Source organism: Vibrio sp. FF266 (assembly GCF_041439695.1).
In the GTDB taxonomy this organism is placed as follows: Bacteria; Pseudomonadota; Gammaproteobacteria; order Enterobacterales; family Vibrionaceae; genus Vibrio; species Vibrio tasmaniensis_A.
Genome location: NZ_JBGOOO010000045.1, coordinates 16,277 through 32,394, shown reverse-complemented (window position 1 = coordinate 32,394; position 16,118 = coordinate 16,277). Strand labels below are relative to the sequence as shown.

Below are 16,118 nucleotides of genomic sequence, written 5' to 3'. Positions count from 1 at the left end.
TTGAAAAACAATATGTCGCTTAATGCGGTGTCCAGTCTTACTGGAGCAGATCATAGCTCTAGACGCAATGATTACATGGGCTTTATACCTAATGCTGAGGCGGCAGCAATCGCTAAGTCAGTGCGAGTCTCTTTTAAGTTAAGTAACAGTTGGTGCAAATACAACGGCACACCTAAGACGCATTCCTTGTTCTTAGTTCATTTTGTTTAAAGTGCTTTTTGAAGTACAAGGAAAGCTCAGATGAAAAATATAGCTATGGCGGTTGTTGTGAGAGATGGAAAAGTCCTCGTTCAAAAGCGCTTTAGACATGGGCAAGGTATGGTCTTTGAGTTCCTTGGAGGTTCAGTTGATCCCGGTGAGTCGGGTAGCCATGCCGCAATTAGAGAGTTGTGGGAAGAAACAGGTCTTAAAGATTTACAACTCCTCGGCACTCATCAAGGTCAGAACGACTTCGGTGGTGAGATTCATTACGTCGTTTTGAGTGCGGATCACAATGATGAGCCTAAAGTGGTCGACGCAGAAAGACAGCAAACTTTCTATTGGCTAGAGCGCTCAGCGATTCCTCTTGATGACTTTTATCGTGCAGATATCGAGTTTATAGAGAACCATTTGAGTCGATATGCATAGTTCAAAGTTGGTTTGAATATTGAATTTACTATGTAGTAGACATATTACTGCATGAGCTGTTATTTAAGTTCCTCTAGATGCTTTAAATGGGACTTTCACGTGTAGCGATTTTGTACAAGTTAACATGGAGAATAAATTGAAAGATTATGAAGTTTATCTGTTCGATATGGATGGAACATTAGTAAATTCAGAGCCGTTAAAGGGCAAAGCATTGGCACTAGCTTGTGCAGATTATGACGTTCAAGTGGACTACAACATATACAAAGATGTCATGGGAGAAAATTGGCAGGTAGTGACTGGGCACTTTTTCGACCATGCGGGGATTTCACCAGACCTAGCTGAATTTAACCGTTGTTTTCGAACCCACTACGAACGGATGTTAGGTGAAGAGCTAGAGCTAAATATTGGCGCTAAATCGTATATTGAACATCTTAAAAAAGAAGGTAAGAGATGTGGTGTCGTAAGCTCGGCTGCGACATGGATGGTCGATAATATTTTGACTTCGTTACAACTGGACCATGTTTTTGATCTTGTAATCACTCAAGAGCACGTAACTAAGCACAAGCCAGATCCTGAAGCGTATAACCTTGCACTCCAAAATCTAAACGTATCAGCTGAACATGCAGTCGTGTTTGAAGATTCAACTGCTGGTATTTGTGCTGGTAGATCTAGTGGTTGCGACGTTATTGCTGTTAAGCATGAGTTTAATACGAGAAATGATTTAAGTGGTGCACTAAAATCAATCAGTACTTACGATGAAGTGTTGGTGTAACAAAGTTATCTGTTGTGATTCTCAATACCTTACATTTTGGATTAAAGGTTGGGTTCATTGCTTTGGGTACAATTTTTAGACAGGAGCGTTTTATTCACCTCTATTCAGCATCAGTTTCACGGAGGAAGCATGACAAGCGACCAACTATTGGAAAAGGCACTTTATAGCAGTGCTAGTATCCACCAACCTCATTCATTAAAAGCTTATTTGGCTGCGAATCACCTTAATGATTATTTCAGCATAACCGACAATGTGTGGCTTAAAACGAGTGAGTTGATAGACCAAACTGAGATTGAAGTTTTAGGCGAGTGCTCTGCAACGGTGCAAGCGCCGAAGTTTATGGATCTCCCACGCAAAGGCGAACGTTTGCCTTTTGTTTCTCGGAATTTAATTGCAACAGTAAATGACACACAAACGTAGAGGTAGCGCACAGAATCGAAAAAGGGGATATCGCGATTACGGAATCATTGATCTAGCCGATAGTGAGATAGTGATAAGAGGTCGATAATTCGTTGTCGGACTAAATTAGAACTTTAAATCTAATTTCTAAGTAGTTGTTATCTCAGGAAGAGTTTTTGTGCTATGCGCCCCTATATTAAATACATTATCCCTATTTTAATTCCTTTCATTATCCTCGTAATGCCGCTATCAGCGTTTCCATTTGAAGGCCTTACGATTATTCAACAACGCGTTATCGCGATCTTTTTATTAGCGGCATTGTGCTGGGTGTTCGAGCCTATACCGATCTACGCGACGTCTGTTGTTATTATCGTTCTGCAATTGTTGATGTTGTCGGATAAAGGGCTGATCTTTTTAAGGTTTGAGCATGGGCAGGAACATTTTGGTGAGCTGTTAAAATACAGCGATATCATGGCGACATTCGCTAGCCCAATCATCATGCTGTTTTTAGGTGGTTTCTTCTTAGCGATGGCTGCCACTAAGTATCGATTAGACGTAAACTTAGCTCGCGTGTTGTTGAAGCCATTTGGACAAGACCCGAAGTTTGTGATGCTCGGCTTAATGCTGATCACTGGTATCTTTTCGATGTTTATGTCTAACACGGCAACAACGGCAATGATGCTCTCTATTTTAACGCCGGTACTGGCTGTGTTTGGCCCGAAAGACCCCGGTCGTATAGCGTTTGCGCTCTGTATTCCTGTTGCCGCTAACATCGGTGGTATTGGTACCCCGATCGGAACCCCGCCGAACGCTATCGCACTTAAATATTTAGTTGGTGACAACCTCATTACGTTCGGTGAATGGATGGCATTTGGTGTGCCGTTTGTCGTTATTATGATGGCGTTAGCGTGGTTTTTAATAGGCTTTATGTACAAAGCTGACCAAAAGAAAATCGAGCTAAGCATCAAAGGTAAATTCCTTAAAACGCCCAAAGCCATTGCGGTATACGTCACTTTTGCGCTGACCATCATTCTTTGGTTAATGGGCTCAAGCCATGGCATGAACTCTTATACCGTCGCTCTTATTCCTGTCGCTGTGTTCTCACTCACAGGGATCATCAATAAAGAAGACCTGAAAAAAATCTCTTGGGACGTACTGTGGCTTGTATCAGGTGGTATTGCGCTTGGTTTGGCTCTCGATAAAACAGGGTTAGCAAGGCTCGTGGTACACAGTATTCCGTTTGATGCTTACTCACCCTATGTGGTGTTGTTCGGAGCGGCGTTCTTGTGTTTGGTAATGGCAAACTTTATGTCTCATACCGCTACAGCTAACTTATTAATGCCAATTATGGCTGCATTAGGTTCGTCTATGGCTTCACTCACGCCACTAGGCGGTGAGTTAACGTTAATTCTGGTTGTGACTTTTGCCGCTTCATTAGGTATGTCGCTGCCAATCAGTACGCCACCGAATGCGTTGGCTCATGCCACAGGTCATGTGCAAAGTAATCAAATGGCCAGAATCGGTATTATTTTAGGTGTGGTTGGTGTGCTACTGAGTTTTGTTATGGTGTGGGTGCTACATTCAATTGGTCACATAGGATAACGATACGTGTATCAACAAAAGCTAGAAGCACTTATCGATCGTTATTTTAATCAGACAGAACGTCGGGTGACGTGCCGTGCTGGTAACACCATTATTGAACAATCAGCGTTAAACACACGTTTATATTATGTGTTTAGTGGAGAGCTGGAAGGGTTTTATTCCGAAGCGAATACACCGCAAGTGCGAGTATTTAGCGCAGGTAGTGGGGCTTTTATAGGCGTTCATAGCTTCTTTTCAGGTAATTGGACAGCATCTTCAACGGTTGTTGCTAAAACCGATGTTGAGTTAGCGTGGATCGATAAAGACACGCCTGCTGAAGATGAGCGTAAGTTTGGTCCTCTTACCGCACAGTTCACACCTGTGATTGTCAATGAGTTGTCGCGTCGTCAACGTCGCGCAACACAAGAAGCGATAGCGAAACAAAAAGCGCTAGAGAAGTTACATACTGCTGAACAAATGACGACCTTGGGTCAATTGGCTGCAGGGATTGCCCATGAGCTTAACAACGCTATTGGTGTAGTAAATAGTAAATCTGGCCGACTTGAAACGGTCATCATGGATCTACTTGAAGAAGTGCATCCAGAAGCCAGTCAGTTTTTCGATTTTGGGTTAATGCATGGTCAGAAAACATCGTCGTCAGAAGCGCGAACACGTGGGCGACAATTTGAAAGAAAATATGGTTTAGACAAAAACATTGCTCGCTCTCTTGCGAAGGCGATTCCAATTGACGCTTCATCTGCAACAGACGTTATTTCAAAACATTGGCTGAAAAACCCAGAAGAAGCGATTCGCTTTTGGAAGATGGGCTGTGATTTACATGATTTACGTTTGGCATCTAGACACACCGTCGGTATCGTAAAATCGGTTAAACAACTTGGCAGAGTTGATATTGACACCGAAGAAGCGGTTGATATTAATGACTCCATTAACCATGCCTTATCGTTGTTACAAAGTGAGTTACGTAGAGTATCTGTGCGATTGAGCCCTGCAGATTTGCCGCCTTTTAAAGGCTCGAAAACAGAGCTCGTTCAGATTTGGGTCAACATTGTAAAGAATGCTTGTGATGCAATGTCGAATTCAGACGATGCCGCAATAGAAATTCAAACCAGATTAAGTAAGAAAAGAATATTAGTTACGATCACGAATAACGGCCCTGAGATTGACGAGGTGACTCGTAGAAAGGTATTTCAGCCCAACTTCACCACTAAAAAAGGTGGTTTATCGTTTGGATTGGGCTTGGGTTTATCAATTGTTAAGCGGATTGTGGCGGGTTATGGCGGAAGTATCATTGTGAAAAGTGATGCTTCTAAAACTGTATTTAGAATCAAGTTACCAATAGAGGGTGAACATGGAGAAGCTTAATTTAATCTGTGTCGATGACCAGAGAGAAGTACTGAGCGCAGTGATACAAGATTTAGAGCCGCTGGCGAGTTGGCTGAATATTGAAGATTGTGAATCAGCACAAGAAGTGCTTGATCTCATTGATGAACTTGACGCAGAAGGCGAACACATTACCGTCATCGTGTCTGATCATGTGATGCCAGGGAAAACGGGGGTGGAGTTACTCACTGAAGTGTTCCATGACAGCCGCTTTCCGAATACAAAGAAAATTCTTCTTACGGGGCAGGCCACTCATACTGATACCATCAATGCGATTAATGCAGCAGGTATCGACCGTTACTTTGAAAAGCCTTGGCAAGCAAGCACGTTAGTTGAATGCATTCGCACTCTTGTCACTGAGTACATATTTGATCAAGGGCTTGATTACACGGACTATCAGAATGAGCTCGACCAGCAGGTTGTGTTGAGACGCTTACGTTAGCCATTTACGTTAGGTTCTTGCGCTAGTCACTTATGTTAGTCGCTTGAAATTGTATGCACCGAAGGACGCTTTCTGAGGGATTTTGTCTGCGAAAGACGTAATCTTTCGGTGCATATATTACCTATCTCTTTTAGTAGTTCAGGTTTTAGTACTCAGTTATTAACACACTGGTTGCTGGCTTAAATCTAAAACTTATACGCTACGCCAACGCCAACGCCAACGCCAGCGGATGCACTGTGTTTGAACTATTCCCTGAACATATTGCAGAGCTAAAATGTGTCGCAGAGTATCAGTGTCGTTTGTTAGAAAAGTAAGTCGAAAGTATTCAAATGTGATTCCTAATGCGTGGTATGTGGAGTTCGAAGTCAGATCGGTGCTTACAACGTAAAGGACTAGGCTTTTCAAGGTTTACTGCGCAATAATGTATTCGCCCATAAGTGGGGGCTTATAGTCAGTAGGAATTTAAAATGAGTGAGATTGCTCGCTTTATATCTGGTGAAGTGCCAGATAAATTTGGTCGTAATATAGAACAGTTGTTAGCTTACAATCACTTTTGGTTGGAGCATGACCATAAGTACATTCAAGTATTTTTCCCAATAGATGAGGGGACTAAGTTTAATCAACATGCACCGTTGGTTACTCAAGAAGATAGGGCGCTTTTTGCTAATTCAGAAGAGCTCCGCACAGCTCATCTACAAGTACTTGACCTGATGCTTGAGTTTTGGGGCATGCAGCGAGAGGGTATCGAAATATCTTCGTTGTTACCGCTTAGCCCCGCAAATCATGTATGGCTTAAAAACCATGATCATAACCAACTAAGGTTAACGCGAGCTATTCGTAGTTTATATTTGTTAGGCAATGAGGAAGTTGCGACCAACTTATGTGGCTTCTTGATCGCATCAGCGAACGAAACCGGTTCTGTCTCTGATAAAACGGTGCAATATTGGCGTAATGCGTTAAATGGTTAGAAGTCCGCAATAGCCAGTGGGATTATCGATTTTCAGCACGTGGCAGTAGCAATAGATTTGATGGTCGTTGGCATTTAACCAATGGCCCGTGTAAAGGCACTTGGTTTATAGAAAAAGCCAACGACATGTAGGGCTATAAACGCATTATATACTTGGAATAACTTAAACAATATCCACGCGCATGTGTACGATTTAGTTTAAACGTATAGATAGGGAAACCCATGAGGATTGTGATTTTTATCGCTACAGTGATTTTAGTTAAATCAATTGAAGCAAAGTTTGGACACACCTATAACATCTTTTCAGATCCACTTGATATCAAGTTAGCCGCTCTTGATTTTGTCTTGTGGGTTTCAGTCTACTTTGGTTTATCTTTTGTTTATGAGAAGGGCAAAGGCATCCTGACTAAAATGGGTAAAGTTAAGAGTCCTTAATGGGAAAACTTGAACCCTATTAAGCGTAACGGAATATTGTTAGTGATTTGAACTAAGACCAAGAGACGGTTTGGAGAGGAATAGTTATGAATGGAAAAATTGTTCGATGGGTTGATGAGAGGGGGTTTGGATTCATCAACTCAGATGAATTAAAGGGCGATATTTTTGTTCATATATCCAAATTTCGAAAGGGTTATCGTTCTCCAAAAGTGGGAGATAGCGTTGAATTTCAACTATCACATAGTTCTTCTAAACTCAGCGCTTCGAGTGCTCAGTTAGTTGGCATAGAACCACTCAAATCCAATCCTTTATCACTTATTTTGTCTGCACTTATCGTTGGTCTTATAGGGGCAGCTTTTTATCTTTTTTTGTTAGAGCCAAAGTTAAATCCGGCATATGAGAGTATGGGTTTTAGCTGCCAAGGAAAAATGTACTGCAGTGAGATGTTATCTTGTGATGAAGCAAAGTTTTATTTGGCAAACTGTCCCAATGTGAAAATAGATGGTGATCGTGATGGTATTCCTTGCGAGAGTCAGTTCTGCAGTCACTATTGATGCCTGTTTACTAGTCATTCAAAATAGACAACTAAAAGGACATTACATGGAAATCAGAGTAGGGACATTACCTGATATTGCAGGCATCACCGATATCTTCAACTTTTATATTGAACATACCAATGCGCGCTTTGAAGAAGAGAAGTTGTCGTTGGAAAATCGCCAGCAGTGGTTTTCTCAATTTTCTAGTCAAAGTAAATATCAACTTTATGTCGCGACAGAAGGTGATGCGTTATTAGGCTTCGCGTGTTCTCAGCAATACCGGGTTATGTCGGCATTTGAAGATACCGCAGAGGTCACTATTTATCTTGCGACAGAAGCTCAAGGTAAAGGCTTAGGCTCTAAGCTTTATTCTCAGCTATTTGCATCGATTAGTGATTATGGTGTTCACCGCGTACTCTCAGGTGTTGCTTTACCTAATGAGGCTTCAATAGCACTTCATAAACGTTTTGGATTTCGAGAAGTCGGAGTGTTCAATGAATATGCGAAGAAAAACGGTCAATACATCAGTTCAATGTGGTTAGAGAAGGCGTTAACCAAGGAACCAGATTGATTAGGATGGTTTAAACACGATGCAATACTCTTGGTACTTAAATTACGTATTGCTCAATGTTTGATTTAGAAAAAAAGGACACAATATGGAAGTAAGGTTAGTCAAAGGTTCCGATCCTAAGTTCGCTGAATCGATCACTAAAACGAATATGGCGAGTTACTACCAAGCTCATGGCATCGCTTGGGGTCATAGTCAGTTTTTACGCAGCTGGGATGAACTGGATAACTATGAAGTTTATGTAGGGGATAGCCGTATTGGTGTTATCCGCTTCAGTTACAACTGTGATACAACGTTTCTTAGGGACTTGCAGATATTAGCTGAATATCAAGATAGAGGCTTTGGTTCTAAGTGTCTCGATTTAGCTATTGAACATGCGAACAATCAATCATCGGTTCAGTTAGTGTTGCGAGTGTTCAGTGAGAACCCCGCTATTAAGCTTTATCAATCAAAAGGTTTTACTCAGTTGTCTGAAGTGAAAGGACTCGTTGAAATGGAACTGATTTTAGGAAGAACTATGGACACCATTATCAAACAAGCAATCGAATTGCGAAAAGAAGAGAAGTACCAAGAGTCACGTGACTTGTTGGCAACGCTACTCACTGATGAAAATTATGCCGCGAAAGCGCACTTGCAGATCGCGTGGTCTTACGATAATCAAGGTAAAGAGCGACAGGCGATTGAGCACTATGTGCTATCTCTGTCTGGCGTGCTTTCTTCAGTAGAGCGTTTTGATGCGCTGTTCGGTTTGGCGAGTACTTATCGAAGCCTTGGTCTTTATGCAGAGGCTTTAGGCTATTTCGAACAGACTATGGCTGAGTATCCTGACTCGATAGAGGTGAAACCTTTCTACGCAATGTGTTTGTACAATTTAGGTCGCCATAAAGAGGCGACGTCGCTATTACTTGAGCTTTTGGTATCTACGACTAATAGCGATGCGATTAAAGAGTACCAACGCGCGATCTCTTTATATGCTCAAGACTTAGATAAAACTTGGTAAGCCGCTGCTTATAAAAATCATGTACTAATAGAGAAAAAAGCCTAAGTATTAATAGGATACTTAGGCTTCAAGAATTCGGTTTTAGTTTTGGTTTGAGTTTAAACCGTTACTCTGAAAGTTCTTTACGAACGATCTCTGCGCCAGCGCTTAGCGCATTGAGCTTAGCTGAGGCAATTTCACGAGGAAGGGGAGCCATGCCGCAGTTGGTGCACGGGTAGAGCTTATCGGCATCAACATACTTCAGTGTTTCTCGTAGAGTGTCGGCAACTTCTTCTGGTGTTTCAATTGAATTGGTTGCAACATCGATAGCACCGACCATCACTTTCTTACCTCGAACGAGCTCAAGCAATTCAACCGGAACATGAGAGTTATGACACTCTAATGAGATGATATCGATATTCGATTGCTGAAGCTTAGGAAATACCTCTTCGTATTGGCGCCACTCGGTACCTAGTGTCTTTTTCCAATCCGTATTTGCTTTGATGCCGTAGCCATAACAAATATGGACTGCAGTTTCACACTTAAGCCCTTCAATGGCTCTTTCTAAACAAGCAATACCCCAATCGTTCACGTCATCAAAAAATACGTTAAACGCAGGCTCATCGAACTGAATAATATCAACACCAGCAGCTTCTAACTCTTTTGCTTCTTCGTTAAGGATTTTTGCGAACTCCCATGCTAGCTTTTCACGGCTTTGGTAATGCGCGTCGTAAAGCGTATCTATCATGGTCATTGGCCCCGGTAGAGCCCACTTAATTGGTTGATCCGTTTGCTGGCGTAAGAACTTAGCATCTTCGACAAAAACCGACTTTTGACGAGAAACAGGGCCAACGACTGTTGGTACACTCGCATCGTAACGGTCGCGAATTTTAACGGTTTCACGCTTTTCAAAATCCACACCATTCAGATGTTCAATGAAGGTTGTTACAAAGTGCTGACGTGTTTGTTCGCCGTCACTCACAATATCAATACCGGCTTGTTGCTGGTCGTGAAGAGAGACACGTAGCGCGTCTTGTTTGCCGTCGGTTAATTCGTCGCCTTCCAGTTTCCATGGAGACCAAAGTGTCTCTGGCTGTGCTAGCCAAGATGGCTTAGGTAAGCTGCCTGCTGTTGAAGTCGGTAATAATGTTTTCATAACGTATACTGCCTATCCTTGGTGATTTAAGAGCGCAATTGCTCGATTAAAGCGCGTAGTTGGCAGACCAGTTCTCTAGAACTGACTGGTATGGCTTAATGAAAGTCTCTTCTGCGAATTTACCTTGTTCGATAGCTAATTTGCTTCGTTCTTCTCGGTCATACACGATTTGAGTTAGCGAGTGATCCAAGTTTTTCAAGTTTGGTTGGTAGCAGTTACCTGCAACCGCATTCGCGTTGTAAATCTCAGGACGGTAGATTTTTTGGAATGTACCCATGGTGCTGATGGTGCTGATAAGCTCTAGGTTTGAGTAATCGTTCAGTAGATCACCAAAGAAATAGAAAGCTAGAGGTGCGACACTGTTTGGCGGCATGAAGTAACGAACCTGTAACCCCATCTTCTTAAAATATTGTTCAGTCAAAGAAGACTCATTCGGTTGGTATTCAAAACCTAACACAGGATGTTGGTTCTCGGTTCGGTAATAGGTTTTATTATCTGACACGCTTAAGCAAATAACAGGTGGTTTATTAAAGTTCTTTTTGTAAGCGTCAGAGTTAACGAAATATTTAAAAAGCTTGCCGTGTAAATCCCCAAAATCTTCTGGAATGCTGAATTTCTCTTGGCCTTTATTATGATCCAATAGACGTACGCTAAAGTCATAATCTCGAACATAAGAAGAGAAGTTATTTCCGATAATGCCTTCAATACGCTCGTTGGTTTTACGGTCTAGAATATTGGTTTTCAGTACTTCAATGGAAGGGAATGCTTCGCCGTTGCTTTCAATGTCCATATCAACAGAAATGATTTCAAGCTCTACAGAGTAACGGTCGCCCTTTGGGTTGTCCCAGTGTGCTAATGCGTTGAAACTGTTGTCAATCATCTGCAGTGCATTGCGCAAGTTTGCTTGGCGGCTGTCACCACGCGCCAAGTTAGCGAAGTTGGTGGTGATACGTGTGCTGTCCGCAGGTTGATAGTTCTCGTCGAGGCTAATGCTCTTAATTGTAAAATTAAATTCTGTATTCATGTTGATCTGATATCCCAATCTGTTGTCTGACTTTCTCGGTCTTTAGAATTAAAATTGCTTTTATTTTTGCTTGTGACCGGATTAATAGTTGAAGGCAATACTGTATGAAAAAATTAATACGGTATTAAGTTAATCGCTTGGTATTTTTATACTTGGTTCGATAAATGATTAACAATGGTATTCCTTCACATTCAACATGAGGAATATTCATGATCTATTATGTTTGAAAATATTAGGTGGTGTCAGTTATATTAATTGGCTTGATGGAAATATAACCACATTAATAGTGCGTTATTTAAGACAATTAATTTAATTAAGAGATGGACGAAATGAGTGAGTTGCTGTTGTTGATTTTATACTGTGCATTATTAGGCAGTGGTGTTGGTTTTCTTGCCGGACTTTTGGGGATTGGCGGAGGGCTTATCATTGTACCTGTGTTAAGCAGCATTTTACTTCACTTAGAAGTTTTACCTGCTGACCAAGTGGTCGTTGCAGCGATTGCGACTTCCTTGGCATCAATTTTGTTTACCTCAACTTCCTCTGCGCTTGCTCACCACAAAAATGGAAACGTGCCTTGGGATTTGGCACCTTGGATCATGTTAGGTGTTGCTCTGGGTGCATTGATTAGTGGCTTTATGGCGGCTCTTTTACCGGAAAAAGTTGTTCGTATTGTGTTTGCCGTAAGTGTGGTTCTCATTGCGATAAAGATGTTCTTAAGCAGCAAAAGCGATACGCCTAAAGAACGAAAACTGCCGAACAAGGGCGTACTAACGGTTCTTACAACTATTACGGGCGGCTTGTCAGCCATGATAGGCATTGGTGGTGGGGCATTGCTGGTTCCGCTATTGACGTTCTTCTCTGTCGATATGAAAAAGGCGATTGGTTGTGCGTCGGCTTGTGGCATTGTCATCGCGTTGTTTGGCTCGATAGGTTATATCAGTTCAGGCAGCAGCCACTTTGCTCTAACAGACGGTTTTGCTGGCTTTGTTTATTTGCCTGCGCTGCTAGGCATCGTGTGCACATCTTGGTTTACAGCTCCGCTAGGCGCAAAAGCAACTAACCATTTACCGGTTCCAACGATTAAGAAGATCTTCTCAGTACTGTTGGTGGTTATCGCAGCAAGTATGGTTGCTCGTTAATTAAAGAATTCAGTAACCTGTAACTGATTCAGTTTCTTTATTCATTAGACATTTGGGTGCGAAAAAATGCATGTAAATGTCTAATTGCGATCTGAGCCCTTCAATAACATGAGTTACTCCTTTTAATGCGTCATGGTTCATAATAAGGTTGTTCGCGTTTAATAAATATTCAAATGTGGTCAAGTACTTATCTAAAGGAGCGAGTGATGGCACGAGAAATTTCATTTAAGGGCAACGGCCCACGTTGGAACGTGGCTCTATCAATGATAATAAGTTACGTGATCGCATCTTTAGCTATCAACTTGTTTTATCAGACTGAGATCCAGTTTTTCCCTTTTGTTACTTCTATCTTAATCATGATCGCTGTCTATGCTTTGGTCTCCAAGTTCACCCGAAGACATTTATCTTTAGTTGGTGAAGACATACATCTACATGACGTTAAAGCGAACTTAGTGATCAAAAACTCTGTCTTTTCTCGTCAGTATATTCAGGTTAAATCACTGACTAAAACTGGCTATTACAAAGTGAATGTTCACAAAGGACAGGTTGATAAATCTGATTGGGAAATGCTGTTAAGCAAGGCCACACAGCAAAACGTTTAACGCTAACTCTTCATGGAATTCATTAATGTCAGGGTGTTTTATCAACAGTATTATCTTGATAAAACATTGTTATTTAACCCAATTCACTGCTATAGCTAAATGTATCTTGTTTGATTCAACGGAATGCTATCAATGAGTGATTTATGGATCCTTTAACGCAGGGCGTGTTAGGCGCTTCTTTGGCACAGTCAGCAAGCAAAAAACAACATTTGGCTGTTGCAGGTGTATTAGGGCTACTTTCTGGATTGGCACCAGATCTAGATGCACTGATTAAGTCTCAAAGTGACCCTTTGTTGGCGTTGGAATTTCATCGACAATTTACCCATTCACTCTTCTTTATCCCCATTGGCAGTTTGATATGTGCCTTGGTTCTGCATCACCTGATTGCAAAAAGGCGTGGGCTTTCTTTCAAACAAAGCTGGCTGTTTTGCGCTCTGGGCTATGGCACTCATGCACTGTTAGACGCTTGTACCACTTATGGCACGCAGTTACTTTGGCCTTTGACTAATGCGCGTTTTGCTTGGAATACCATATCAATCATCGATCCTGTTTATACGCTGCCCATCCTAGTTTTGCTTGTGTTTGCAACGTTGAAACGAGCACCTTGGCTAGCACGTGTTGCGTTTGCTTGGGCTCTAATTTATCCAACATTAGGGATGATACAAAGAGATAGGGCAGAGGCGATTGGGTGGCAATTAGCGGAACAAAGACAACATACGCCGATTCGATTAGAGGCAAAACCGAGCTTTGCTAATATCTTGGTTTGGAAAGTGGTATACGAAACAGAGGCTCATTACCATGTAGACGCAGTGCGGGTTGGCACATCGGTAAATATATACCCCGGAGAGTCGATCGCTAAGCTGAACGTTAGCAGTGATTTGCCTTGGCTTGAGCCAGACTCTCAACAAGCCAAAGATATTGAACGCTTCCGCTGGTTCTCTAATGGTTATATTGCTCAGGACCCAACAGACGAGCTGCGTATTATCGATGTGCGATATTCAATTGTACCAAATCAACTTAAAGCGCTTTGGAGTATCAAGTTATCAAAATCTGTTGATACCAATTCGCATATAAAATACGAAACTCATCGAGACAACACCCCAGAGTCGAGACAGATTTTCTTCGATATGCTCACTGGCGATAAATGATCTATGTCTAGAGAGTAAAAAGGCTGAGTTAGGTAATCTGCTCGGCTTTTTATTCGTTTGTTTAACAGGTCGATGTTGCATTGCTTTACATCACATATATTAATAAAGCTGACAGTGCTTACATTTATAAGTGTGATGTACATCTCTATCCATCTTTTGAATACTTTCTAAGCTTAGTTGGTTTTTTATCTAATTAAACAGAAGGTTATATGATAAATAGAATAATAACACTAAGTGGCGTTGCATTACTTTGTTCAGCGAGTGCGCATGCGCAAATGCAAAATGGAAGTTTCGAAAGCTGGGAAGGAAACGTACCATCTGGATGGAGTGTGATTGACTCCGGCATTGCAGTTTCACCCTCTAACGTACCTGTTAATAACGGCAGTTTCTCTGCGCAAGTAACAGTGAATACAGGCACTCAAAGTAATACCGATTTTCTGCAAACGATAAGTGTTGAACAAGGGAAAACTTATGATTTCTCTGTCGATGTTTACCATACGGAAGGCAACGTGAAAGCTCGCCTTTTTGTTGATGGCTATTTAGGCTACTCGAATAATGGTTTAACGAATCAGTGGCAAGCATTGACTCACTCGTACAGCGCTACGAGCACTAAAGATATCGTTGTGGGCGTACGATTTTATGATGATGCAGGTTTTGATGGTTCGGAAGTGGTGTATTTAGATAACTTTCAGCCGACGGAGACTCCACCCACACAAAGCTGCAATGACACAAGTGCCGCACTCACGCTAGTGACGGATAACTATGGTTCTGAAACCAGTTGGTCTCTCAAAAACTCAGTTTCTCAAACTCTTTATTCTGGTTCAGACTATCAAAATAACACCATCAATGAAGTGGAAATGTGTTTAGCGGATGGTAGCTACATCCTAGAAGTCTTAGACTCTTATGGAGATGGAATGTGCTGCAGTGTGGGGAATGGTTCATACAGTTTATCGGTAAACGGAACCGTTGTGGCATCTGGTGGTGATTTCCAAGCAAGTCAGAGTACAGAATTTACAATTGGTGGTTCAACTACACCACCAACTGAACCACCAGTTTTAGGTGAGTATTATAAAGACGCTGAAGGCAAAGTGGGCTTTGCGTTAAAAACGGCCTTATATCAAATTATTGATAATCATAGCAGTCAGGGTTACACCGCTATTTGGACGTTGGTGTCTGAGGCTGACCTAGACGCATACTATGACACTGATGGGTCGATTCTCGATATGTATTCGGAGAAACCTTCAGGTTCTGATTCAATCCAATTTACTAAGGTGGCCGATCAATGTGGTCAATACAGCAAAGAAGGTGATTGCTACAACCGTGAGCACTCATTCCCGAAAAGCTGGTTTGGTGGGAAAGTCGAGCCAATGAACTCTGACGGTCACCATTTATTTGCCACTGACGGCTACGTTAACTCGAAACGTAGTAATTGGCCATTTGGTGAGGTGAGTAGCGCGACATACACATCAAGCAATGGTTCTAAGTTAGGCAGCGCAGCGAACTCTCTTGGTTATGTGGGTACGGTGTTTGAGCCAATTGATGAGTTTAAAGGTGATTTCGCAAGAGCATATTTCTACATGGCAACACGTTATGAAAATGAAATCGCTAATTGGGAAGGGAACTCTACAAGCTCTGATGCCGTTCTGGATGGAACCAATACAACCGTTTTTGAACCTTGGCTACTTACTATGCTAAAGCGTTGGCATTCTGAAGACCCAGTAAGCCAAAAAGAAATCGACCGAAATAAGGCGGTACATGATTTTCAAGGGAATCGTAATCCGTTTATTGACCATCCAGAGTTTGTAAGCCAAATCTGGGGAAACTAGTCGGAATATAACCACCATGACAATGGCTTCATGATTATTGAATTGAGCCCAACCCTTTGTTTGGGCTTTTTTATTGAGGGGCATTAGAGAGCATGATTTTAAATATTTGAAAAAGCATATTGTCAGAAGACCCGTATACTTGTCAGTGGTCTGCACCATCAATACTAGACGCTACGTTAAGCGACTTTCCATACCTTTAGTTATCTCTGAATTGTTAATTTAGGGGAAGCTGTAGATCATTTATGCCCAAAAGTGAGCCAGAGAGGGATTGAACTCAGTTTTAAACCCTGCAACTTGCCTTACTTTTCCTCATGCCTAGAGATCCAACAATGTAGCTAAATTTTCTAATCCACAACAGACTGATCTTAAATCACAGTTACGCACGAATATGTTGTTCAACTATTTCTCGGCTATTGAATAGTAGAGAACTAAAGGGAAGTTTTTGATTGATAACGTGCCTTGAATCGGAAGCAATGTGTGCTGGCACGTTATTAAAATGTTATATTTCTTATCTCT

17 protein-coding genes and 2 pseudogenes are annotated in these 16,118 nt (G+C 41.7%); 17 read left to right on the top strand and 2 right to left on the bottom strand.

Annotated elements, in window-relative coordinates; genetic code table 11:
• From ACED59_RS21510 to ACED59_RS21450, 13 genes and pseudogenes are all read left to right on the top strand, one after another.
• The coding region (locus tag ACED59_RS21510; RefSeq protein WP_371705118.1) for a hypothetical protein at nt 1–210 on the top strand (210 nt) is incomplete at its 5' end.
• A 30-nt stretch (nt 211–240) separates the two neighbouring features.
• Nucleotides 241–627, top strand: coding sequence for an NUDIX hydrolase (locus ACED59_RS21505; RefSeq protein ID WP_017099101.1), 387 nt, complete (start codon nt 241–243; stop codon nt 625–627).
• A gap of 124 nt (nt 628–751) precedes the next feature.
• Nucleotides 752–1,399: an HAD family phosphatase gene (locus ACED59_RS21500; RefSeq protein WP_017090759.1), complete on the top strand. Its 648-nt coding sequence runs from the start codon at nt 752–754 to the stop codon at nt 1,397–1,399.
• A gap of 129 nt (nt 1,400–1,528) precedes the next feature.
• Nucleotides 1,529–1,744: pseudogene (locus tag ACED59_RS21495) on the top strand (hypothetical protein); the annotation flags it as partial.
• Nucleotides 1,745–1,981: 237 nt separating this feature from the next.
• The gene (locus ACED59_RS21490) at nt 1,982–3,400 is read left to right on the top strand and encodes a DASS family sodium-coupled anion symporter (protein ID WP_004733551.1); all 1,419 of its coding nucleotides are present in this window, start codon (nt 1,982–1,984) and stop codon (nt 3,398–3,400) included.
• Nucleotides 3,401–3,406: 6 nt separating this feature from the next.
• Nucleotides 3,407–4,762, top strand: a complete 1,356-nt coding sequence (locus ACED59_RS21485) for an ATP-binding protein (RefSeq protein WP_017099099.1) — start codon at nt 3,407–3,409, stop codon at nt 4,760–4,762.
• Nucleotides 4,749–5,222: a response regulator gene (locus ACED59_RS21480; RefSeq protein WP_017070648.1), complete on the top strand. Its 474-nt coding sequence runs from the start codon at nt 4,749–4,751 to the stop codon at nt 5,220–5,222. The genes ACED59_RS21485 and ACED59_RS21480 overlap by 14 nt, the downstream gene beginning before the upstream one ends.
• Nucleotides 5,223–5,689: 467 nt before the next feature.
• Entirely contained in the window at nt 5,690–6,190 is a 501-nt protein-coding gene (locus ACED59_RS21475; protein WP_017099098.1) for an opioid growth factor receptor-related protein, read from the top strand.
• A 221-nt stretch (nt 6,191–6,411) separates the two neighbouring features.
• Nucleotides 6,412–6,624, top strand: coding sequence for a hypothetical protein (locus ACED59_RS21470; protein WP_017099097.1), 213 nt, complete (start codon nt 6,412–6,414; stop codon nt 6,622–6,624).
• Nucleotides 6,625–6,710: 86 nt separating this feature from the next.
• Nucleotides 6,711–7,178, top strand: a complete 468-nt coding sequence (locus tag ACED59_RS21465) for a cold shock domain-containing protein (RefSeq protein WP_012603768.1) — start codon at nt 6,711–6,713, stop codon at nt 7,176–7,178.
• 46 nt (nt 7,179–7,224) lie between these two features.
• On the top strand, nt 7,225–7,731 hold the full coding sequence (locus tag ACED59_RS21460) for a GNAT family N-acetyltransferase (RefSeq protein ID WP_009846557.1): 507 nt from the start codon (nt 7,225–7,227) through the stop codon (nt 7,729–7,731).
• A gap of 85 nt (nt 7,732–7,816) precedes the next feature.
• Nucleotides 7,817–8,248: pseudogene (locus tag ACED59_RS21455) on the top strand (GNAT family N-acetyltransferase); the annotation flags it as partial.
• Nucleotides 8,246–8,728 (top strand): tetratricopeptide repeat protein, encoded by a 483-nt coding sequence (locus ACED59_RS21450; protein WP_029222928.1) that lies wholly within the window; start codon nt 8,246–8,248, stop codon nt 8,726–8,728. The pseudogene ACED59_RS21455 and the gene ACED59_RS21450, both read left to right, overlap by 3 nt.
• A 106-nt stretch (nt 8,729–8,834) precedes the next feature.
• Here the strand turns inward: ACED59_RS21450 and ACED59_RS21445 are convergent, their stop codons facing one another.
• Nucleotides 8,835–9,863, bottom strand: coding sequence for a methionine synthase (locus tag ACED59_RS21445; RefSeq protein WP_017099095.1), 1,029 nt, complete (start codon nt 9,861–9,863; stop codon nt 8,835–8,837).
• Nucleotides 9,864–9,909: 46 nt separating this feature from the next.
• Nucleotides 9,910–10,887, bottom strand: coding sequence for a DUF1852 domain-containing protein (locus ACED59_RS21440; RefSeq protein WP_029222927.1), 978 nt, complete (start codon nt 10,885–10,887; stop codon nt 9,910–9,912).
• Between the two features lie 329 nt (nt 10,888–11,216).
• On the opposite strand from ACED59_RS21440, the gene ACED59_RS21435 reads away from it, so the two are divergent.
• From ACED59_RS21435 to ACED59_RS21420, 4 genes are all read left to right on the top strand, one after another.
• On the top strand, nt 11,217–12,026 hold the full coding sequence (locus tag ACED59_RS21435; RefSeq protein ID WP_029224073.1) for a sulfite exporter TauE/SafE family protein: 810 nt from the start codon (nt 11,217–11,219) through the stop codon (nt 12,024–12,026).
• Between the two features lie 173 nt (nt 12,027–12,199).
• Nucleotides 12,200–12,628: a hypothetical protein gene (locus ACED59_RS21430; protein WP_017099093.1), complete on the top strand. Its 429-nt coding sequence runs from the start codon at nt 12,200–12,202 to the stop codon at nt 12,626–12,628.
• A 143-nt stretch (nt 12,629–12,771) separates the two neighbouring features.
• Nucleotides 12,772–13,776, top strand: a complete 1,005-nt coding sequence (locus ACED59_RS21425) for a metal-dependent hydrolase (RefSeq protein ID WP_017099092.1) — start codon at nt 12,772–12,774, stop codon at nt 13,774–13,776.
• Nucleotides 13,777–13,985: 209 nt separating this feature from the next.
• Nucleotides 13,986–15,602 (top strand): endonuclease, encoded by a 1,617-nt coding sequence (locus ACED59_RS21420; protein ID WP_029224072.1) that lies wholly within the window; start codon nt 13,986–13,988, stop codon nt 15,600–15,602.
• Nucleotides 15,603–16,118 lie beyond the last annotated feature (516 nt).